Source organism: Photobacterium swingsii, from assembly GCF_024346715.1.
Lineage (GTDB): Bacteria > Pseudomonadota > Gammaproteobacteria > Enterobacterales > Vibrionaceae > Photobacterium > Photobacterium swingsii.
On record NZ_AP024852.1, the window covers coordinates 2243291 to 2264695 of the forward strand.

At 43.3% G+C, this 21405-nt stretch carries 16 protein-coding genes; 12 read left to right on the forward strand and 4 right to left on the reverse strand.

Annotated features, from left to right (window positions below; all coding sequences use genetic code 11):
* The first annotated feature begins 213 nt into the window (after positions 1-213).
* The 6 genes from OCU77_RS10390 to OCU77_RS10415 all read left to right on the forward strand — a co-directional run bounded on the left by OCU77_RS10390 (position 214) and on the right by OCU77_RS10415 (position 5948).
* Positions 214-1239, forward strand: a complete 1026-nt coding sequence (locus OCU77_RS10390; RefSeq protein WP_107302490.1) for an amino acid ABC transporter substrate-binding protein — start codon at positions 214-216, stop codon at positions 1237-1239.
* Positions 1240-1380: 141 nt separating this feature from the next.
* Positions 1381-2586, forward strand: coding sequence for an amino acid ABC transporter permease (locus OCU77_RS10395; protein WP_048900656.1), 1206 nt, complete (start codon positions 1381-1383; stop codon positions 2584-2586).
* A gap of 3 nt (positions 2587-2589) precedes the next feature.
* A complete protein-coding gene (locus OCU77_RS10400) occupies positions 2590-3687 on the forward strand; it encodes an amino acid ABC transporter permease (protein WP_048900657.1) in 1098 nt (365 codons plus the stop codon).
* A gap of 14 nt (positions 3688-3701) precedes the next feature.
* Positions 3702-4457, forward strand: a complete 756-nt coding sequence (locus tag OCU77_RS10405; protein WP_048900658.1) for an amino acid ABC transporter ATP-binding protein — start codon at positions 3702-3704, stop codon at positions 4455-4457.
* A gap of 288 nt (positions 4458-4745) precedes the next feature.
* Positions 4746-5411: a Bax inhibitor-1/YccA family protein gene (locus OCU77_RS10410; protein WP_048900659.1), complete on the forward strand. Its 666-nt coding sequence runs from the start codon at positions 4746-4748 to the stop codon at positions 5409-5411.
* 207 nt (positions 5412-5618) lie between these two features.
* Positions 5619-5948 carry a TusE/DsrC/DsvC family sulfur relay protein gene (locus tag OCU77_RS10415; RefSeq protein WP_048900660.1) on the forward strand — a complete coding sequence of 110 codons (330 nt, stop codon included), beginning with the start codon at positions 5619-5621 and terminating at the stop codon, positions 5946-5948.
* A gap of 53 nt (positions 5949-6001) precedes the next feature.
* On the opposite strand, the gene yccX is transcribed toward OCU77_RS10415, so the two are convergent.
* Positions 6002-6274, reverse strand: coding sequence for an acylphosphatase (yccX, locus tag OCU77_RS10420; protein WP_048900661.1), 273 nt, complete (start codon positions 6272-6274; stop codon positions 6002-6004).
* An 89-nt stretch (positions 6275-6363) separates the two neighbouring features.
* Here yccX and OCU77_RS10425 point away from each other — a divergent pair, with 89 nt between their 5' ends.
* Together OCU77_RS10425 and OCU77_RS10430 are read left to right on the forward strand one after the other, a co-directional pair.
* The gene (locus OCU77_RS10425) at positions 6364-7764 is read left to right on the forward strand and encodes a methyl-accepting chemotaxis protein (RefSeq protein ID WP_048900662.1); all 1401 of its coding nucleotides are present in this window, start codon (positions 6364-6366) and stop codon (positions 7762-7764) included.
* Positions 7765-7976: 212 nt separating this feature from the next.
* Positions 7977-9167 carry a class I SAM-dependent methyltransferase gene (locus OCU77_RS10430; protein WP_048900663.1) on the forward strand — a complete coding sequence of 397 codons (1191 nt, stop codon included), beginning with the start codon at positions 7977-7979 and terminating at the stop codon, positions 9165-9167.
* A gap of 98 nt (positions 9168-9265) precedes the next feature.
* On the opposite strand, the gene OCU77_RS10435 is transcribed toward OCU77_RS10430, so the two are convergent.
* The gene (locus tag OCU77_RS10435) at positions 9266-12094 is read right to left on the reverse strand and encodes a WD-40 repeat protein (RefSeq protein ID WP_048900664.1); all 2829 of its coding nucleotides are present in this window, start codon (positions 12092-12094) and stop codon (positions 9266-9268) included.
* Between the two features lie 438 nt (positions 12095-12532).
* Here OCU77_RS10435 and OCU77_RS10440 point away from each other — a divergent pair, with 438 nt between their 5' ends.
* The 3 genes from OCU77_RS10440 to OCU77_RS10450 all read left to right on the forward strand — a co-directional run bounded on the left by OCU77_RS10440 (position 12533) and on the right by OCU77_RS10450 (position 17924).
* Positions 12533-13174, forward strand: coding sequence for a YccT family protein (locus tag OCU77_RS10440; RefSeq protein WP_048900665.1), 642 nt, complete (start codon positions 12533-12535; stop codon positions 13172-13174).
* A 458-nt stretch (positions 13175-13632) separates the two neighbouring features.
* Positions 13633-16791 (forward strand): chitinase C-terminal domain-containing protein, encoded by a 3159-nt coding sequence (locus OCU77_RS10445; RefSeq protein ID WP_048900666.1) that lies wholly within the window; start codon positions 13633-13635, stop codon positions 16789-16791.
* A gap of 488 nt (positions 16792-17279) precedes the next feature.
* Entirely contained in the window at positions 17280-17924 is a 645-nt protein-coding gene (locus tag OCU77_RS10450; RefSeq protein WP_048900667.1) for a murein L,D-transpeptidase catalytic domain family protein, read from the forward strand.
* Between the two features lie 106 nt (positions 17925-18030).
* Here the strand turns inward: OCU77_RS10450 and OCU77_RS10455 are convergent, their stop codons facing one another.
* Positions 18031-20319 carry an ATP-dependent helicase gene (locus OCU77_RS10455; RefSeq protein ID WP_107302491.1) on the reverse strand — a complete coding sequence of 763 codons (2289 nt, stop codon included), beginning with the start codon at positions 20317-20319 and terminating at the stop codon, positions 18031-18033.
* A gap of 60 nt (positions 20320-20379) precedes the next feature.
* On the reverse strand, positions 20380-20538 hold the full coding sequence (locus OCU77_RS10460; protein ID WP_371704208.1) for a DUF2256 domain-containing protein: 159 nt from the start codon (positions 20536-20538) through the stop codon (positions 20380-20382).
* An 87-nt stretch (positions 20539-20625) separates the two neighbouring features.
* Between OCU77_RS10460 and OCU77_RS10465 the strand changes: the two genes are divergently transcribed.
* Positions 20626-21345, forward strand: coding sequence for a DUF4397 domain-containing protein (locus OCU77_RS10465; RefSeq protein WP_048900668.1), 720 nt, complete (start codon positions 20626-20628; stop codon positions 21343-21345).
* Positions 21346-21405 lie beyond the last annotated feature (60 nt).

Below are 21405 nucleotides of genomic sequence, written 5' to 3' on the forward strand. Positions count from 1 at the left end.
AGTCTAATTGCAAGCAATTCATTCTATTCAGCTTTGCTTAAATGAAAAAAATGTGAGGAATTCGACACTCGATGTTAGACGAACCCGTATCTGTTTCTATACTTAGTTTTGTTAACAGTATGTTTACTATATACAAAAGACATGGTGCTTCTTGCATCATTATGCATTGTGACAGTGCTCTACTGCTTCACAAACTTACAAAGGAAGGTACTAATGGCTAACAAATTTTCAGTTGTTTTTGCGGTACTCGCCACCTCAACTGCACTATTTTCAGCTAATGCTTCAGCTGATGGCACGCTAGATAAAGTCATGAAACAAGGTTATGTCCAGTGTGGCGTGAGCGCTGGTTTACCTGGCTTTTCAAACCCAAACTCTAAAGGTGAATGGGAAGGCATTGATGTTGAATTTTGCCAAGCAATCGCGGCGGCAACTGTCGGTGATAAGTCAAAAGTAAAATATATTCCACTAACAGCAAAAGAACGTTTCACCGCCCTTCAATCAGGCGAGATTGACGTACTATCTCGCAATACAACATGGACACTTCACCGTGATACTTCATTAGGCCTTAACTTTGCTGGCGTAAGCTACTACGACGGTCAAGGCTTTATGGTGAAAAAAGAACTAGGAGTCTCTAGTGCCAAAGAGCTTGATGGCGCCGCTATTTGTGTGCAATCAGGTACAACCACAGAGCTTAACCTTGCCGATTACTTCCGTGTAAACGGCATGAAATATAATCCGGTTGTATTCGATACAGCACCACAAACTTCAGCAGGGTTTGACTCTGGTCGCTGCGATGTATTGACCACAGACCAATCAGGCCTATACGCACTTCGCTTAAACCTTAAAGATCCAAGTTCAGCCGTTGTTTTACCGGAAATTATCTCGAAAGAACCACTCGGCCCAGTTGTTCGCCAAGGTGACGATCAGTGGTTCAACATTGTGAAGTGGACGCTTAATGCCATGATCAATGCTGAAGAATACGGTGTCACTTCAGCAAATGTGGATGAAATGAAAAAATCGAATGATCCAAACATTCGTCGACTTATTGGTCTTGATGGCCCTAAAGGTAAAGGCTTAGGGCTACGTGATGATTGGGGCTACCAAATTGTGAAACAAGTAGGTAACTATGGCGAGAGCTTCGATCGTACTATCGGAGAAAACTCACCGCTTGAAATCAAACGTGGCTTGAATGCGCTATGGAAAGACGGCGGTATTCTTTACGCAGCACCTATCCGTTAATCATCATAAAAAATAGCGAGGTGGCATGATGCCACCTCTCTTTTTAACTATAGGTTTTAGCCCGTTAGCTAAATGTCCACGCCTAACACCTATCACCTTGCGTCACATCACTTTTTAGCACCTAGGGACTGAGGTTGTTGTATGGCTCCTAAAACAACAAATACATCGGAAGTATCACTCCCAACCGATAAGAAGCAAAGCTTGTTATATAATCCCACTTTTCGTGCCATTATTTTTCAAGCTTTAGCCGTTGTTGGGCTCTTTTTCTTTTTGTATACCATCGTCAGTAATGCTCTCGCTAATCTCGATGCTCGCGGTATTGCCACAGGTTTTGGCTTCCTAGAGCAAGAGGCAGGCTTTGGCATTGGCTTAACCCTGATTGAATATAATGAAACTTACTCGTACGGGCGCACTTTTATTGTCGGGCTACTCAACACTGCGCTAGTGTCTGTACTTGGCATTATTTTAGCGACAATACTGGGATTCATCATAGGTATCGCTCGACTGTCGTCCAACTGGATTGTTAGTCGTTTAGCGGCCGTATACATTGAAACCTTTCGTAATATTCCACTCTTGCTACAAATCTTTTTTTGGTACTTTGCCGTATTGCAAGTGCTGCCCTCTCCTCGCCAAAGCCTGAGTTTTGGGGAAAGCGTATTTCTTAATGTTCGCGGATTGTATTTTGCCAAGCCCGTTTTTGAGCAGGGTTCTATCTGGATAGGGTTAGCATTCCTCATAGGTTTAGTATGCAGTATTGCTTATGCAATTTGGGCCACACGTAAACAACGCTTAACAGGTGAGCAATCACCAATTTTACGTACTGTATTACTTTTGACAATTGCCTTACCGTTTGCGACATATTTTGTGTCTGGTATGCCAATTTCACTTGAGTACCCAGAGCTGAAAGGCTTTAACTTTCGCGGGGGGATCAGCATCCTGCCCGAACTTGCTGCGCTGTTATTAGCACTGAGTATTTACACCGCCTCTTTCATTGCTGAAATTGTGCGATCAGGCATTAATGCCGTAAGTTATGGTCAAACAGAAGCCGCTTTAGCGCTGGGATTACCGCAAGGTAAAACGCTCCGCTTTGTCGTGATTCCACAAGCTCTTCGCATCATTATTCCACCTCTCACTAGCCAGTATCTGAATTTAACCAAAAACTCATCGCTTGCTATGGCAATAGGTTATCCCGATTTGGTTTCAGTTTTTGCAGGTACAACACTCAACCAGACAGGACAAGCAATAGAGATTATTGCAATGACGATGGGGGTCTACCTCACATTAAGTTTGGTGACATCGTACTTAATGAATATCTACAACAGCAAAGTCGCTTTGGTGGAGAGGTAATGTATGAGTAAGCATCAATTCCAACCTGATCTACCGCCGCCATCCAATACAATTGGTATTGTCGGTTGGTCGAGAAAACACCTGTTCTCATCAACACTCAATACGATTTTGACCTTTGTACTCGGCTATATCACCTTAGTTGGCCTTTGGAATATTATCGATTGGGCTTTTTTAACCGCAGACTGGGTAGGAACAACCCGAAATGACTGTACTAGCGAAGGAGCATGTTGGGTTTTTATCAATGTGCGTTTTGAGCAGTTTATGTTTGGTTTCTACCCTTCAGACCAGTTATGGCGACCGCAACTTTTTTACTTTACCTTGGCCATTTTTATCGCGTTATTAGCCATCGAGTCCACACCGGGTCGGAAATGGATTTGGCTCGTATTCGTTAATATCTACCCCTTCTTTGCTGCCATCTTGCTCTATGGTGGTCTATTCGGGCTAGAAGTTGTTGAAACACATTTATGGGGCGGCCTATTAGTCACCCTGATCATTGCTATCGTCGGGATAGTTGTCTCTCTACCGATTGGGGTATTTCTTGCTCTTGGTAGACGTTCAGACATGCCAATCATTCGTAGCATTTGTACTGTCTATATCGAGATTTGGCGTGGCGTACCACTCATTACCGTTCTCTTCATGGCATCTGTGATGTTACCGCTGTTCCTAACTAGTGAAATGGAAATGAACAAACTAGTACGAGCCTTAATTGGGGTGGTTATGTTTAGCGCAGCATATATGGCTGAGGTAGTACGTGGCGGCTTACAAGCTATCCCCAAAGGGCAATATGAAGCAGCAGATGCATTAGGGCTGACCTACTGGCGAAAAATGTATCTAATTGTTTTACCGCAAGCATTAAAAATTACAATCCCTTCGATTGTAAACACCTTCATCGGCCTGTTTAAAGACACCAGTTTAGTGCTCATCATAGGTATGTTCGATGTACTCGGTATCGGTCAAGCAGCGAATACCGATCCCAATTGGCTTGGGTTCGCCACTGAGAGCTATGTTTTTGTTGCTCTCGTCTTTTGGATTTTCTGTTTCAGTATGTCTCGTTACAGCATTTATTTAGAAAATAAGCTGCATACCGGCCATAAACGTTAAGCAAGGACTGCATTATGACAGACAACACGATTATCACGGATCCGATGATCCAGCTAACAGATGTCAACAAGTGGTATGGGCAATTCCATGTGCTAAAAAACATCAACCTTAACGTGACTAAAGGCGAAAAAATCGTTATTTGTGGCCCCTCAGGTTCAGGTAAATCGACCATGATCCGTTGTATTAACCGCCTTGAAGAGCACCAGAAAGGGAAAATATTAGTCGCGGGTAACGAACTAACCGACGATCTTAAAAACATTGAGCTGGTGAGAAAAGAAGTGGGCATGTGCTTTCAGCATTTCAACCTTTTCCCTCACTTAACTGTGTTAGAGAACTGCACGCTGGCACCTATTTGGGTAAAGAAGATGCCTAAAAAAGAAGCCGATGAAATTGCCATGCGTTACCTCGAACGCGTGAAGATCCCTGATCAGGCTGACAAATACCCCGGCCAATTATCTGGTGGCCAACAGCAACGTGTTGCGATAGCACGTTCGCTCTGCATGAATCCACAAATCATGCTGTTCGATGAACCTACTTCTGCACTGGATCCAGAAATGGTTCGTGAAGTATTAGACGTCATGGTTGAGCTCGCTAATGAAGGGATGACAATGCTATGTGTGACACATGAAATGGGCTTCGCACGCCAAGTCGCAGATCGCGTGATATTTATGGATCAGGGTGAAATCATTGAAGAAAATAACCCACAAGACTTCTTTGATAACCCTCAGTCTGATCGCACTCAGCTTTTCCTGAGTCAGATCTTGCATTAGCACTAGCCTCGATAGTATCACAGCCCTTTGTTTTGGTTATACATTGAGCAGAGGGCTCTTTCCTTGCAATGCAAATTGTGATTTCACTCATAGAAATGGTGAACTGTAACATTCATTTACAACTTCGACGCTCACGCTAACGAAATGTTAAGTATCATCTAGCCACTAGCTCTGAGGCATAGCTGGGTTACTCGTAATAAAATGCGGCTATAAACTTGCATTAATGAACTTTTAACCCCATATATGTCTTAACAGATAACAATATTATTAACCCTAAGGGGAGTCTTCATGAACGATCGTAGTGTCAACCATAGTGGTGCGTACGAAAGCGTGCTTTCTACAAACAAGGTACTTCGTAATACCTACTTCTTACTTTCAATGACATTAGTCTGGTCTGCTGTTGTTGCTGGTTTCGCAATGGCGATGAACCTTCCGCATCCAGGCCTGATCATTACGCTTGTTGGTTTTTACGGCTTAATGTTCTTAACTGAAAAGAACCGTAATAACTCAATGGGTCTTGTTTTTACATTCGCACTAACTGGCTTTATGGGTTACACCCTAGGTCCAATCCTAAACATGTACTTAGGTGCAGGTATGGGTGATGCGATTATTACTGCACTAGGTGGTACAGCACTGACTTTCCTTGCTTGTTCTGCTTACGCACTAACCACTAAGCGTGACCTATCGTTCCTTAACGGTATGCTAATGGCGGGTTTCTTCGCAATTATTGCCGCTGTAGTCGCAAATATTTTCCTACAACTACCTGCGCTTTCTCTAGCAATTAGCGCAATGTTTGTACTGTTCTCTTCAGCAGCAATTCTGCTGACAACACAGTCAATCATCCGCGGTGGTGAAACAAGCTACATTTCAGCTACTGTTACGCTGTATGTATCTATCTACAACCTATTCCTGAGCCTACTTCAACTATTAGGCATCATGGGTGGCGACGATTAATCGCTACTAGATATTTTAAAAAGCACCTTCGAGGTGCTTTTTTTATGTCTGCATTTTTTATGTCTGCAATTCGCACCAAGGTGTCATGACTCGCCACCAGCCAAATAAAAGAGTCTCAGCTTACTGAACAGGAAAAATAATAACTTCTACTTGCAGCAGTTCCCTTGAATCACTATTCTGGCAGCGTTCCAAATGTTGAGGCGTACCATGCTTGAATTCCAAGGTAAAACCATTGAAACCGATGCTCAAGGTTACTTAAAAAACGTTGAGGATTGGACACCCGAACTTGTCCCTATGCTGGCAGAAGAAGAAAGCATCGAGCTATCAGAAGCACATTGGGAAGTTGTTCATTTCGTGCGTGAATTCTATATAGAATTCAACACCTCCCCTGCTGTTCGTATGCTTGTTAAGGCCATGGCGAAAAAGTACGGTGAAGAAAAAGGCAGCTCTCGCTACCTCTATAAGCTATTCCCTAAAGGGCCAGCAAAGCAAGCAACTAAACTTGCAGGTCTGCCTAAGCCCGTAAAATGTATCTAGCTTAAAACGAGCAGCTTCCCCTCACGGTATCGCTGCTCTTTTTTATCCTGCCTCTACAATATTTCAAAACCATCAACGTGGCGCCATTCCACTTCATCCGCCTCTACACTTGTTACCACAGATGTTTTTGGTCCTTCTTGTAACCACGCCAGCAACTGTGTTACTGCCTCTTCATGACCACACGCAAGCACTTCAACTGAACCATCAGGCAAGTTTTTCGCATAGCCTGTTAAACCATATTTTAAGCCTTGATGGGCGGTATGAAAACGAAACCCAACACCTTGAACTCGTCCTTTTATCCTTGCTTTTACACAAATCTGTGACATGGCTCACCTCAAGATTACATTCACCTGCACGATATATATTTATCAGCTTTATTATCTAGCTGCATACTACCGTTTATATAGGAACACACATGAAAGAAGTCGCTTTTCGATGGATTGATAAATACCTTATTCACCTGAAACTACAAGAAAAGTTCTATCTGCTTTTTCTTCTGCCTTTTATTGCCGTTATCAGCGTCAGTGCAATTCTAGTCGATACTGCGGGTAAGCACCGTATTGAAAATACAACAAATCATGTTGCCTCTATGTCAGCACTGCTTTCTGCCAAGCAAGTGGATCGAACAGAAGCAAATTCGTTGCTTATCAATAGTGGTTTACGGGTAGGTTCAGGCGAGATTTCTTCAACCGTTCAAGGAATGAACTACAGCATTAGTGCGGTTGAATCCCCAAGTGTTTTCAGCTATTTATCACCACTTCAAATTGGTTTTTCATCAGCTTTACTACTCATCATGCTAGCTTCAGTGTATTACATCATGTCATTCATTGGCGGTGCGATGTTTACCATGCATAAAGCCCTACAAGGCTTAGCAGACGGTGATTTGACGGGACGATTAAACTTCTTCCCAGTACGTGATGAATTTAGCATGATAGCTATCACTATCGACCGTGTCGCTGAGCGTGAACAAAAACTGGTTCAAGCAACACAAGAAGCCACTGCCTTAATGCAGCAGATCAGCAGCCAGCTACGTCAAAGTACTCTTCAAAGTGAATCACTTTCTTCTGGTCAACAGCAGCACCTTGACTCACTTGCCAGCGCGACAGAAGAGATGGCATCGTCGATTCGTGAAGTTGCCACGCATGCACATGATACATCTGATCAAACGCGTGAAGCACAAGCGGTGAGCGAAAAGGGCCGTGAACAAGTCAATGAGACCAAATCTGCTATCTCTACCCTGTCAGGTGAAATTAACCAAGCTTCTGATGCAGTCAACGAGCTTGATAGCAATGCAGCAAAAATCGATGACGTTGTCACAACCATCAATAGCATTTCAGAGCAGACCAACCTGCTAGCCCTTAATGCGGCAATTGAAGCAGCACGCGCAGGTGAGCAAGGGCGAGGTTTCGCCGTGGTTGCCGACGAGGTACGTACCCTTGCTGGTCGTACACAAAGTGCAACGGTCGAAATTCAGCAAATGATCGAAGCACTGCAAGCGAATAGCCAGCAGCTAATGTCTGTGATGAAGAATACCGTTAGTCATGCATCAAACAGTGAGCAACTAATGGATAATGTTGATAGTGATATCGGGCAAATTACCGAGCGTAACCAACAGATATCCGATCGTAGTACAGAAATTGCAGCTGCCGCTGAGCAACAAGGTGCTGTAGCTGACAACATCGCTAATAGTGTAGAGCAAGTGCGTGAGCAATCTCGTCAAATTGCGGAAATGATCGCGGCATCATCAGGTGAGATCGAAAGATTAAACCAACAAGCTGATGTACTTGAATCATTAATGAGTGGTTTAAAGGCTTAACCAAAGCACCTGTCAAAGCCTCATATACAAGCCGCTTTAGCGGCTTGTTTTTTTAACTTAAAGCCCATCACTTACTCCCAACGTCCCCTCTTTCATTTTCCTTGCCTGACACCACGATACGCGTCAAATAAGCTCAATACATTGTTCAGATTGGTATTAAGACCAGAAGTTGCTATTATGCGCCCCAATCTGAATACCCTACTAGGCTCGTCATGACAGCATCTATTTATTTGGTAAAGGGACGTGAAAAGTCGCTTCGCCGCCGTCACCCTTGGATTTTTTCTCGCGGCATTCAACGCATTGAAGGTAAACCTGAACTGGGTGAAACAGTTGACGTTTACGACCACAAAGGCGAATGGCTTGCTCGTGGTGCTTTCTCACCACAATCTCAAATCCGTGTTCGTGTTTGGACGTTCGATAAAAAAGAAAAAGTTGACGTTAACTTCTTCATTAATCGCATTCAAAAAGCACAAGGTCTACGTGACATTTTAGCTGAGCGTGATGGTCTAACTGGCTACCGCCTAATTGCAGCGGAATCTGATGGTCTACCAGGTATCACCATTGACCGTTACCAAGACTACTTTGTTTGTCAGCTATTAAGTGCCGGTGCTGAAGCACAAAAAGACGCACTGATTGAAGCGCTAAATACATGCTACCCAGATTGCAATATTTACGAACGTTCAGATGTAGCCGTTCGTAAAAAAGAAGGTCTGAAACTTCGCACTGGCGTACTTGCAGGCCAAGAACCACCACAATTTGTGGTTATTGAAGAAAACGGTGTGAAAATCAATGTAGATATCATGGGTGGCCACAAAACGGGTTTCTACCTCGACCAACGTGATAGCCGTGAAGCTGCAGTGAAATACGTAAACGGTAAGCGCGTGCTCAACTGTTTCTGTTACACAGGTGGCTTTGGTTTATATGCCCTAAAAGGTAACGCAAGCAAAGTTGTAAACGTTGATGTTTCGCAGCATGCGCTGGATACTGCACGTTTGAATACTGAGATTAATGGCCTTCCAGTTGAAAACGCTGAGTTCTTAAATGCTGACGTATTTAAGTTACTGCGTGAATACCGTGAACGCGGTGAGCTTTTTGATGTGGTTATCATGGACCCACCTAAATTTGCTGAGTCTAAAAACCAGCTTGTAGGTGCATGCCGTGGTTACAAAGATATCAACATGCTAGCGATGCAGATATTGAAACCTGGTGGCACACTGCTAACTTACTCTTGCTCTGGTTTAATGGACAACAACTTATTCCAAAAAATCATTGCAGATGCAGCACTTGATGCACACCGTGAAGTACAGTTTATTGAGCGTTTCAGCCAAGCGGCCGATCACCCACTAGACAGTGCTTACCCTGAAGGTTTCTACCTGAAAGGTTTTGCGTGTTACGTGAAGTAATCGCAAATTAACGAATAAAAAGAAGCCCAGTATTTACTGGGCTTCTTTGTTCAGGGAGAAGTCTAACTAATCGCCTCTTATAGGCATCAGAGTTACGATTAGAAGTTACCTTTTAGCTGCACATAAAACTTATCTTGACCTAAGTCTTTGTCTAGGCCGCGTGCATAACCAAACGAAACAGGTAAAGTTAAGTTATAACCTAACTTAGCTTCTACGGTTAACTGTAAACCCGCACCTGTGAGTTGTTGCCTTTCTTGACCACTATCCCACATCGCACCAGAATCAACAAAAACCGAACCCGAAATGTCCCCTAAACCAACAGGGTAAAGATCCCAGTTTTTCTCAACTCGTCCAAGCCAAGATTCAAGTTCCAAACGCTGGGTAAAGTAACGATGTCCACGTTGTACATTGTCATCATAGCCACGCAATGCTTGTGTATCACGACCAAAGCGTACCGCTTCCTCTGCAGTCTTATTCCCCCCTAAACGAAAGGCTTTTGCCCCGCTATCGGCATAACCTGCGCCTAAACGGGCCGTTAGTGTCATACGAGAAGGTAAGTCCCATGTTCCTAACCACTGAGCTTGATATTTCTGGCCTTGGTAATCAGTTTTAAAGGCCTCGTTGGTTTCAACAATCAAATCAGCATAATGTCCCCACCCTGTGCCAGGAACATTCAGATAGCCTTCACGATTATCAAACACAAGTCCAAGACCCACTAAGGCTTCATTGGTGCTATTAAATGGCTTCAACGTACTATTGGTTGGCTCAGACTCCACAGCTTCATGATTCCAAGTGACCCCTGCATTTAGGCTTAATTGGTCTTCAAAAGCATTCACAATATTCGCACGCTGAACGGCAATATTATCTTCACTCGTAATACGATATTGATCCTTTTCTTTATTCGCCTTTTCAAACTCATAACTACGCGATGCAGATAGTAGCCAACGTGTATCATACTGATAGAGCAAATTGTAGTTGGCTAAGCTATTAGAGAAATCCCAACTCGCTGACACTAGATAGCTGTGGCGATTCAACGCATCGGTCCCAGACGTTGTCGCACCAACCAATGACTGTTGGTCATCAATACTTAATACAGGCAACCAACTTCGCGGGTATAAGGTTGAAAGCGCGCTGTAGGGTTTTGGCTGTGATTTCTCCACGGAATCGACAACCGCAGGCGGGTAATCATAACGCCCTTGCTGGCTTGCAATAGTGAATGTTTTTATAGCGCTAGGCTGTATAATTTCACGTAGCGTATAACCATTAGAGCCATAAGCTTGATACACTAAGCCCAGCCCTGGTTGCCATTGAGGCGCAAAAGCACCACCAACTTCACGGGTCCACTGTTCTACTTCGCCAGTTTCAACATCCATCGCATAAATGTTATAAACCCCATCATAGTCAGCACTGAACATCACACGACCGTCAGGCAGCATGACAGGTGTTCGTTCAATTGCTTTCGTGTCTGTTAATGCATGCCATGTCCGTGTAGTCAAATCAAACCGTTCGAGGTTCCAACCTTGCTGTGGGCGTTTCAAGCTAGCAATAACCGCAGTACCATCAGCCGTCACTGTATAGTCACCCAACACAAACTCTTTTTCACCTTGCCACAGCTTTTCTTGCTGGCCGTCAGGTTTAGCGTCGATCAACCATAGCTCGCTGAGACCACCAACTTTACGACTAGTCACTAACTGCTGGCCATTAGGCATCCAACGTACTGTTTGGAAGCGCGAATGATTGGTAACACGCGTCCAGCTACCCGCTTGGTAGATAAAAATATCATTCGTCAAACGTCCATCGGCATAGCTGATCGCGCGTGAAGCTGCAATACCAGCCTGCGGATGTGTATCCAGCGCAGAAATACCCTTGGTATGCACTACGGGCGTCCACTGAGCATCGCCACGTTGTCGCTTTAAAGTGCTTAGCTCTGGTCGATCTTCACCATTCGATCGATTCACTAATAACCCAAGTTCGCTTGGCGCCGTTATTTGCTGAAAAACGTTAGTCTGAATGTCTTGCCCTGTAACAGCACTGGTTTCAAGGCTGGCAATTTGTGCCGAGTATTTCTTATCTAAATACGACTCGAAATCTTGCCATAACGTCATAAAGTCTTTCCCAAACGCCCTTTTAGCTGAACCACTAATCAAGAAGTAAGGAATAACTTTACGGCTATAGTCTTGCATGTATTCTTCAATGGCTTTTTCACCATAGGTTGTCGCTAAATACTCGTAAAAGTACGCGCCATAAAGATAATGTGTATTGAATGGCAGCTCACGGGCAGATGAAACCACTTGTTTTAAAGACTTCTTCCCTTCCGCAACTTCCATTCGCATTTGCATATCGAATAGATTACTTTGCAAGCGACCATAACCTAAGGCTTTATTAGTTTCTAAATAAACCGCTAAACCCTCAAGAAGCAAGGTTGGAGTCAACGCATGTGGGAACAAAAAGGCATGTCGCCCTAGAACATGGCGAATACCTTTTACGGCACCATTACCCAATTCCATCTGCATGATATGCGTGTATTCGTGGCGCAGTAGCGTATGCATCCACTCATCATTCGAGCTTAAACTGCTCGCTTCACTTGGTGGTGACATGTACAACCGAATTTGAGGATAAGGAACAGGGGTCGCCCAGCCATTTGACATGTCCACGTCATCAACGAGAACAAGCTGTGTCTTTAGGCTTGGCGCTGTTTTGAAGAATGGGAGTAATTCAGTATGTATTCTTTCGGCGATATCTAATACGCGGCTGGCATCTTGCTCATGGCCATTACGAAAGCTCACTGAGAAATGCTCTGATTCTTGTGTTAACCATGTCTGATCTTGCTTATCCCATGCAACTGGCTCAGCAGCCACATTGGAAACAACGACCATAGGTGCAACAAGCGCACCGACTAAGGCTAAAGGCGTTAGTGTCTTTTTCATAAATCCATTTCTTATTATTGCCTGTCAGTATGCAGGCGTATTTTTATATTTAAATGCTGTTTTAATTTACAGTTTGCAAGCTGGAACAAAACACATCACATAAATCTCATGATCCAAACAACATCAGAGTGAGTGGTTTACCATCATTATCAATTAAGTGAACGGTGTTTTATTGTGTGACATATAAGCATAACTTGCTTAGCAATGTCTAGGAAATGAACAATTTTTTCAGAAAACACTTTACTCCCACCGTTACCATCATCCAAAAGGGCGAAAAAATTTCTAAATATCAGAGAAAGAGAGCTCATCAGAGAGTGGTGAAATATCAATCTATATAACAATTTAGGCGATACTATCTCTTGTTACATTCATTTTCTGTTAAAGTGAGCAGTGTAAATTATCAAGCTGCGATATCACGCATTGACTCAAGGATAAGATATGAAACTTCGAACCGCATTTATTGCGCTTGCAGCAGCAAGTGCGAGCCTACCTGCACTGGCAGATGTCACTCTTGCGCTACCATCAACGGCTGAATTGGTACTCGTAAATGGAAAGAGTGCAGAAGGTAACGACACTTTAACGCTAAAAGATGGTACTAACCAAGTCGCATTCCGCTACGAGGGTGGTTACCGCGAAAATGGCGATTACGCGCTGTTTAGCTCGAATGTTATGATCATTAAATTCAGTGGAACAAATGCTAATTACACGCTAGAGCTTCCGAAGATTTCTTCCGAGATTGAGGGCAACCGCTTTAATAAAAAGCCTGTCATTAACCTAACCGATGCGAACGGTAAAGCAGCTGAGTTTGAACAAGGTCGCCTAATCAAGAACGGCATCCAATTTGGCCGTGATTTTGAAGCAGAAATGGCAGCTTATAACCAAACATCTCAACCGGCTGCTCTTGCTGGCGCCGTCGCTGTAACAACACTACCCGCTATTGTTACGCCAGCAGCACCAACAACAAGTAATACTTCACCTGTACCACAGGGTGAAAACACAGCCGAAAACATGCTGAACTATTGGTATTCACAAGCTGATGAAGCAACAAAGGCTCGCTTTAAAGCGCGTATAAGCCAATAAGTACATGCGATTTTAGTTAGGCGCAGCGAACATGTTGCGCTTGACTAGGCGCTCTACTCCCCCCCCTTTATTCGGCTTTATAGAACCTACACTCACTATTTTTAGCCTTATTTCCCCCGCGTTAATGCCCAAAAGAGCGAAGTACCATCACGTTTTGCTTCTGTTGCTGATGAAGGGCGCAATCAACACCTAACATCAAATAACGTATCACATTCTAATTTATTAAAATTTCACCATTATACCCCAGTGGAATACGAGCATTTTATTAAGTTACTGCTGCAAAATAAGTTAGGTTTCGTTACATGAAATCAACATCCACTTGGGACTAAGTATGTAAATCTAGACATTTAAAAGTGACTCAAGCCAGCCCTTATCTATAGTTAGTTTACGGCAAATATAAAGTTTCATCTTGTCGTTACAGAACGCTAATTTCATTACTATTATTTAAGGATGATGTCATGAACCACTCGAAACAAGGAAAGGCACTTAAGCAAAGCTTTATGCTTAGCACGCTTGCCGTTTCATGTGCTCTAGCTTTTAACGCACAAGCTGCAATGGACTGTAGCAATATAGATAATTGGAACAGCACAACGGCCTATAGTGGCGGTGCTCAAGTACAAGAAGCGAATAAAGTTTTTAAAGCAAACTGGTGGACACAAGGAAATAGCCCAACATCACATTCAGGCGCTCACCAAGAGTGGAGTTTTGTGGATGACTGTAACAACGGAGGAGCTAACGAACTACCCACAGTTGCGATCACCTCACCTTCCTCTTCCGATGCGATTGTTGCGGGAGATATTGTCGCGATTACAGCAAATGCAGCAGATACTGACGGCACTGTCGCTAAAGTCGAATTCTATATAGGCGCAACCTTGCTTGCGACTGTTTCTCAAGCTCCTTACGTCACAAATTGGACCGCAGTTACCGGCAACCAAACCATTAAAGCAATTGCCTTTGATGACAAAGGAGCAACCGCTGAATCTATTACAACAGTCAATGTTACTGACACTTCAAATGCTTTGCCTACAACCAGCGTAACGCTATCAGCCAATAACGTCACTCTCGGTGATCTAGTTACCTTAACAGCAACCGCTGCAGATACAGATGGCACTGTGGCAAAAGTTGATTTTTACGTTGATGGTACCCTTGTAGGAACAGCCGCAACTGCGCCGTATACGTTGGCTTATACAACCACCAAGGCAGGCTCGCTCAATATCTTTAGCCGTGCTACCGATGATTTGGGTGCAACAGGTGATTCTGCAATTGTTTCGCTTACCGTCAAGGGGGGCGCGGTGGTGAACAATTGCCGTCCTGATGGTCTTTACCAAACTGAAGGAGTCAATGTTCCATACTGTACCATTTACGACCAAGATGGCCGTGAACAAATGGGGGCAGACCACCCTCGCCGTGTTATTGGCTACTTCACGAGCTGGCGTTCTGGTGATGATCCACAAGCACAATACCTAGTAAAAGACATTCCTTGGGAACAATTAACCCATATTAACTACGCATTTGTGAGTATCGGCTCTGACGGTAAAGTGAATGTTGGTGATGTCACAGACCCGAACAACGCAGCAACAGGTAAAGAATGGCCTGGTGTTGAGATTGACCCTACACTCGGTTTCAAAGGTCACTTTGGTGCACTTGCCACCTATAAAAAGAAACACGATGTTAAAACACTGATTTCCATTGGTGGTTGGGCTGAAACAGGTGGACACTTTGGCCCTGATGGCAAACGTGTTGCCGACGGTGGCTTCTACACTATGACCACTAATGCTGATGGCTCAATTAACCATGCAGGTATCGAAAAATTTGCCACCTCTGCGGTTGAAATGCTCCGTAAATACCAATTCGATGGATTAGATATCGACTATGAATATCCAACCTCTATGGCTGGCGCTGGTAATCCTGATGATAAAGGCTTCATGGAGCCTCGTCGTGCTTACCTATGGGCTTCGTACCAAGAGCTGATGAAGGTTTTACGTCAGAAGCTGGATAAAGCATCTGCGCAAGATGGCATTCACTACATGTTAACCATAGCAGCACCATCGTCAGGTTATTTATTACGTGGGATGGAAACATTCGATGTCACTAAATACCTCGATTACGTCAACATCATGTCTTATGACTTACACGGTGCTTGGAATGATCACGTAGGTCACAATGCAGCGCTTTACGATACAGGTAAAGATTCAGAGCTAGCAATGTGGAATGTCTACAACACTGCGGCATACGGCGGCATTGGTTACTTGAATACGGATTGGGCCTACCATTACTTCCGTGGTTCTATGCCAGCAGGCCGTATCAATATTGGTGTCCCTTACTACACCCGTGGTTGGCAAGGAGTAACTGGCGGTGAAAACGGTTTGTGGGGCCGCGCAGCACTACCAAATCAAGCAGATTGCGCACCAGGTACTGGTGAAGGTGAGAAGAACAACTGTGGTAACGGTGCACTGGGTATCGACAACATGTGGCACGACCTCAACTCCGCAGGTAACGAGATGGGCGCAGGCTCTAACCCTATGTGGCATGCAATGAACCTTGCGCAAGGTATTTACGGTACTTACACCGCAGCTTATGGCTTAGACCCTGTCAACGATCCTCAAGATAAATTAGTTGGTAGTTACGCACGCCATTACGATAATGTTGCAGTCGCACCATGGCTGTGGAATGCAGAGAAGAAGGTCTTCCTATCGACCGAAGATAAAGACTCTATCAATGTCAAAGCTGATTATGTCATCGACAAAGGCATTGGCGGCATCATGTTCTGGGAACTTGCAGGGGATTACAACTGTTATGTACTCGATGCTAACGGGAATCGTGCAGGCGTGGACGTGAGTGAAATGTCATGTAAAAACGGAACGGGTGAATACCACATGGGTAACACCATGACCAATGCCATGTATGAGAAGTTTAAATCTGCAACACCTTATGGCAATAAGGTAGCAACAGGTGCTATTCCAACTGAAGCACTCGACATTGCTATCTCTGTTGGCGGATTTAAAGTGGGTGATCAAAACTACCCTATCAACCCGAAAATTACCTTCACCAATAACACCGGCCATGCATTACCTGGCGGTACTGAGTTCCAATTCGATATTCCAACATCGGCACCTGATAATGCGAAAGACCAATCGGGCGGCGGTCTGAAAGTGATCGCATCGGGCCATACTCAGGCAAACAACATCGGTGGCCTAACGGGTGAAATGCACCGTGTTGCCTTTACGCTGCCATCATGGAAAGAATTGCCAGCAGGCGGTACTTACGAACTTGATATGGTTTACTACCTACCTATCTCTGGCCCTGCAAACTATGCTGTTACGGTGAACGGTAAAGAGTACGCCTTTAAGTTTGAGCAACCTGACTTACCAATTGGTGATATCAGTGGCGGTAATAACGGTGGCAACAATGGTGGAGATAACGGCGGTGGTACCTGTAGTACAACAGGGCTAAATGTCTACCCTAACTGGCCACAAACCGACTGGGCAGGTAACCCAAGCCATGCAAACCAAGGTGATAAAATCGTACACAATGGCATCGTTTATCAAGCAAATTGGTGGACGAGTGCTATTCCTGGCAGTGACGGCAGCTGGGCTACCGTTTGTAGTGTGAAGTAACATCCGCTAAATCAGTATCAAAGTGCAGGGCTCCCCTGCACTTTCACCTCTGCTCAAAAAACACCCTAGCATCACCAATAACAAACAAGATGTCAGCAACTAGTCTTAAATAGACTAAGAGCAAGAGTAAAAAAATGCGATAAATCGCTCAAAAACCAACCAAACAGTTCTGCGGTTACATTTCCTCACTTTTATCTGAGCAATAATTTCATTCACAATAGAATACAAATACTTATTCTTAAGTTACGAGCCTTTTTGTTCATTAATCCATTTAAGCTTGATGAATTAACTAAACTTCAATTAAACAGCGTTTAGTTCATAAGCACTTGTTATTAATATCTAAGAATTTATCATGATAAAATAATCCTAGGATTTTAACTCTTTTATCATGCATATCATTGTACGTCGCGTAGCTAAACATATTCATTTTTTATGGTAAAGTCTGACTCCAATTTTTAATTTACTAATTAAATGAGTATTTAAGGAAAATGAAAAGGTTCACTAGTCTAGTTTTATTGGCTTTGTGGTTTGTATCTTTTAACAGTCTTGCTGCGAACTTCACACAGCAAACCAATAAAACACAGACACAAGATGTAATAATTAAATACGCATTTAAAGCTGCAAAACTCGAAAATATAATGGATTATCAATTATTTAAAGATGGTTATTTAGCATATGACCATACGAAAAATAAAAAGAAATCAATTTTAACCATTATTGACTATAGCAAGCCATCCACACAGAAACGATTCTATGTGATTGATTTGAAAAACAATAAATTACTTTATCATACCTATGTTACCCATGGTGTTAACAGCGGCGGCAAGGTTGCGAATCGCTTTTCGAACGTAGTAAATTCAAAGCAAACCTCTTTAGGTACTTTTCTTACAGATACCACTTACCAAGGTGGTAATGGCTATTCGCTTAAATTGGATGGATTAACAAAAGGGATCAATGATAACGCGCGTCGTCGTTATATTGTTATTCATGGTGCTGACTATGCCAATGAAAGTTTTATTAAGCGAAACGGTTACTTAGGTCGTAGTTGGGGCTGCCCTGCTCTACCCAAAGCACTTTCAAGATCAATCATTAATACCATTAAAGGCGGAAGTGTTATTTACGCTCACGCTTAATTAAAGAAAACGTCTATTAATTTATAGTATTTTATTTATCATAGAGTTAAGAATCTTAATTAACTCTATGATTTTTAAAACAAGTGGATAAAAGCAAGGTAGAAAATCACTTTCTTGCTTTTGCTCGTGAGACTGCAATTAGACGATTCTCTAAAACCTTTTTCTTAGTATCGCTTGCCTTCCCTAACTCTCTAAGTACCCGCGTAATTTCACCGTCTAAATACTTCACAGTTTTCGTTTGAGTTAAAGAACGAATAACCTTTTCAGCATTGGTCGGAATGGGTTGCTCCAGTGCCCATAAATAACTGTAATCACCACTTCTCGGCGGTGTTTTTTGCACTTCAACAGGGGGGGGTGCCATATCATCAATTCGGCCCACTTTATCGTAATATTGATGCACCAATTCAGAGCGGTAATAAGGCAGTTCACCTTGCTGGTACAGTGCTTCACCGGCATCAATCGCAATACTGACTTTCGCTTCCGGTACAAAAGAGCTTGCACATAAACGCTCACTGTCTTTAGTATTTTCGGTCGTATAAAACACACTTGCAGTTTCTTTTGCTCGTGTCAGAGCAACATACGCTAAACGGCGTTCTTCTTCTGTATCAGCGCCAATACTCGCAGCAGAGCGGTTAACATACGGAAAGGCGTCTTTGTCCCAATAAGGCAAATACACATGACGATACTCACAACCTTTCGCTCGGAATATTGTCGTAAGCTGCACACCATGCGCCGCTTTCTCGCGTTGATGCACCTGTCCTGTTTGGTGGGTATAGTATTCAAAATACTGTAGTGCTTTGGCACAATTTTGATCCATGGTGTCTAATACAGTTTCAATACTGTCTAAACGTTCGAGCGCCTCTTCAATCTCAGAGCTGGTTGCTTCTGTTTTCCAAATCCAATTATCTAACAGACTATCTTTTCGGTACTGACGATACACTTCTACCGCTTTAAACGCCCCTTTGCGTTCAATACGAGTTAATAGTTCTAACCGGTCAATGAAACTATCGAGGTTCGCTTCTTTGACTTGCGCTTTCTGCTTTTCCGCATAACTTAGCCACTGACTGGTTGGCAAAGCAGCTATAGACACACACATTGGCTGTAAGACTTTATTTGGTACATAGCAGTGCGGGAAACACATGAGGTTGAATAATAAGCCTGATTTTTGCTGTTCCGTCCCTTCTTTAAAACGCCCCGTTGTAAATATCATCAGATCCATTAGCAGCCTAACCTCACGGCTATTAGAGAGCACCGAGGGTATCGGCATCTGATAGGGGATCTGCTTAGAAAGAAAGGCTAGCTCAAAAAGCAAAGCTTGAGACCAACGGCGGACCAAAATAGCAATATCATGGCTTTGAACATCATTCGCAAGATGATCATAAATGGATTGCGCAATTTCACCGACCTGACGACCACTCCCCTGAACATGTACATGTGTGTTATCAGGTTTTGCATTAGCGACAGTGATAAAGTCTTGAAAGCGATTTTTGTTTTGAGCAATCAACTGCCCAGCCGCCAGGGCTAAGGTATGCCCAAAACGGAAGGTATTTGACAGGGTGTAGGTCGTCGCTGGCGCAAAATCACGTTCAAAATTCAACATGAATTGCGGTGCACTCCCGCGCCACTTGTAAATACACTGGTCAACATCACCCACAGCAATAAGCTGTGCTTGATCGCCCAATAAAGCCTTCAATAAAGCATATTGCGCGTTGTTGATATCTTGAAACTCGTCAACAACCAGTAAGCGAATCTGATTTTGGTACTGAGCGCGAATAGCTTCTGACTGTTTCAGCACTTTCACAGATTCAACGAGCCAATCATCAAAAAACAATTTCTTGTGTTGCTTTCTAACTGTTTCAAATTCACGATAAGCATCAAGTATAAAGCGATATTCGTGATTAATATCTGTCAGATCAAACACTTCTTTTGGCGGCAATAAATAGGCTTTCACTAAGCCTATAAAATTCATCAATAACTCTATCGTTTTCGGATCTTTAATCAACTGCTGCCGTTGATACGATTTTTCCTGCTGAGCAATGCCCCGAAGGATCTGCTTAGCAAAGCGCTTATCTTGCTCGCCTTCGTTAAAATCAATCTGATAGCCCGTTTCACGCAAATACCCCGTTTGATTTAAAAACTTCAGACAAAAGCTATGGAAAGTATGAACAGGAACATCCTGCATAACGCCCGATGCTTGCAGTTTTTGTTTGAAATCAGACCGAATATCTTTGTTAAACATCAGAACGAGCATTGAATTAGCTGAAATAGATTCCAGCTTTTGCCCAATCAAGCCAACTAAGGTCGTTGTTTTCCCGGTGCCCGCACCCGCGATACACACAGCATTACCATCTTGGTGCTGAATAAAAGCATCTTGTTCTGAAGTAAAGGTCGTCATAATTCTAACAGGCTAAAAAATATGACCGCAATTTTGCCATAAATTGTGAAATTAATGGATTTAATCCACCTTCTCCCTATGCTTCTGGTTAGTTTTTGCTCGTCGGCAACGTTCAGAACAATACTTCACGTCTTGCCAGCAACGCTTCCATTTTTTACGCCAACTAAAAGGCTTTAAACAAACAGCGCACGGTTTTGTTGGCAGGTTAGTCTTTTTCATCAGAGGCCTTATTGATAATAAAGAAAGTAAATGTGATCGCCATATCAACACCTTTCGTAGATTAAGGACCAGACGGGAGGAAGTATTATGAAAGCTTGGTTGAAAGTTTGTTTATTTGCACTTGCAGCAGCCTTTATTACTGGATGTAACGATGACGATGATTCATCAATGACTCCAACTGAGGCACAACTTCGTGTAGTACATGGTTCGGCTGATGCGCCAGCCGTCGATATTCTCGTAAATGATGCTGCAGCCTTTACTAATAAAAGCTTCAAAGACGTAACCGAATACGCCATGTTGCCACCAGCCACTTACAATGTAAAAGTCGTTGGAGCAGGCACCACTACAGCTGTGTTTGAGGCTGATATACCAGTCGAAGCAAATAAAAAATACAGTGCGATTGCGTTAGATAAATTCACAGGAGGTACAGGGCCATTCACCGTCATCTTGCTTGAAGATAACGTAGAAGTAAAAGATGACATGGCACAGTTACGGTTGATCCACGGTTCGGCGTTTGCAAACGATGCTTCCACAGCTGGTGTCGATATTTATGTCACGGCACCACAAGCCGATATCACGAATTTAACACCGAATGTATCAGCCCTAGTATTTAAGAAAGACACTGGCTATGTCGCGCTACCAGCAGGCCAATACGAGGTGTCACTAACCCCAACTGGAACGAAAACTGTGGTTAAAATGGTGACGATAGATTTGGAGAATGGCAAAGTTTATAACGCAATTGCCTCTGACACGGACGCTAACTTTGCGGCAGTAGATTTGATTTTATTGGACGCATTTGTTGAATAATCCTTTATCCAAACCTTATTCCTACAAACAAAAAACAGCCCGTGATGGGCTGTTTTGATT

Coding starts and splice junctions, on each gene's coding strand:
- OCU77_RS10450 (WP_048900667.1), top strand. CDS start 17,280: ATGAAAAGGTTCACTAGTCTAGTTTTATTGGCTTTGTGGTTTGTATCT.
- OCU77_RS10430 (WP_048900663.1), top strand. CDS start 7,977: ATGACAGCATCTATTTATTTGGTAAAGGGACGTGAAAAGTCGCTTCGC.
- OCU77_RS10390 (WP_107302490.1), top strand. CDS start 214: ATGGCTAACAAATTTTCAGTTGTTTTTGCGGTACTCGCCACCTCAACT.
- OCU77_RS10460 (WP_371704208.1), bottom strand. CDS start 20,538: ATGAAAAAGACTAACCTGCCAACAAAACCGTGCGCTGTTTGTTTAAAG.
- OCU77_RS10405 (WP_048900658.1), top strand. CDS start 3,702: ATGACAGACAACACGATTATCACGGATCCGATGATCCAGCTAACAGAT.
- OCU77_RS10395 (WP_048900656.1), top strand. CDS start 1,381: ATGGCTCCTAAAACAACAAATACATCGGAAGTATCACTCCCAACCGAT.
- OCU77_RS10440 (WP_048900665.1), top strand. CDS start 12,533: ATGAAACTTCGAACCGCATTTATTGCGCTTGCAGCAGCAAGTGCGAGC.
- OCU77_RS10400 (WP_048900657.1), top strand. CDS start 2,590: ATGAGTAAGCATCAATTCCAACCTGATCTACCGCCGCCATCCAATACA.
- OCU77_RS10455 (WP_107302491.1), bottom strand. CDS start 20,319: ATGACGACCTTTACTTCAGAACAAGATGCTTTTATTCAGCACCAAGAT.
- OCU77_RS10465 (WP_048900668.1), top strand. CDS start 20,626: ATGAAAGCTTGGTTGAAAGTTTGTTTATTTGCACTTGCAGCAGCCTTT.
- yccX (WP_048900661.1), bottom strand. CDS start 6,274: ATGTCACAGATTTGTGTAAAAGCAAGGATAAAAGGACGAGTTCAAGGT.
- OCU77_RS10425 (WP_048900662.1), top strand. CDS start 6,364: ATGAAAGAAGTCGCTTTTCGATGGATTGATAAATACCTTATTCACCTG.
- OCU77_RS10410 (WP_048900659.1), top strand. CDS start 4,746: ATGAACGATCGTAGTGTCAACCATAGTGGTGCGTACGAAAGCGTGCTT.
- OCU77_RS10435 (WP_048900664.1), bottom strand. CDS start 12,094: ATGAAAAAGACACTAACGCCTTTAGCCTTAGTCGGTGCGCTTGTTGCA.
- OCU77_RS10415 (WP_048900660.1), top strand. CDS start 5,619: ATGCTTGAATTCCAAGGTAAAACCATTGAAACCGATGCTCAAGGTTAC.
- OCU77_RS10445 (WP_048900666.1), top strand. CDS start 13,633: ATGAACCACTCGAAACAAGGAAAGGCACTTAAGCAAAGCTTTATGCTT.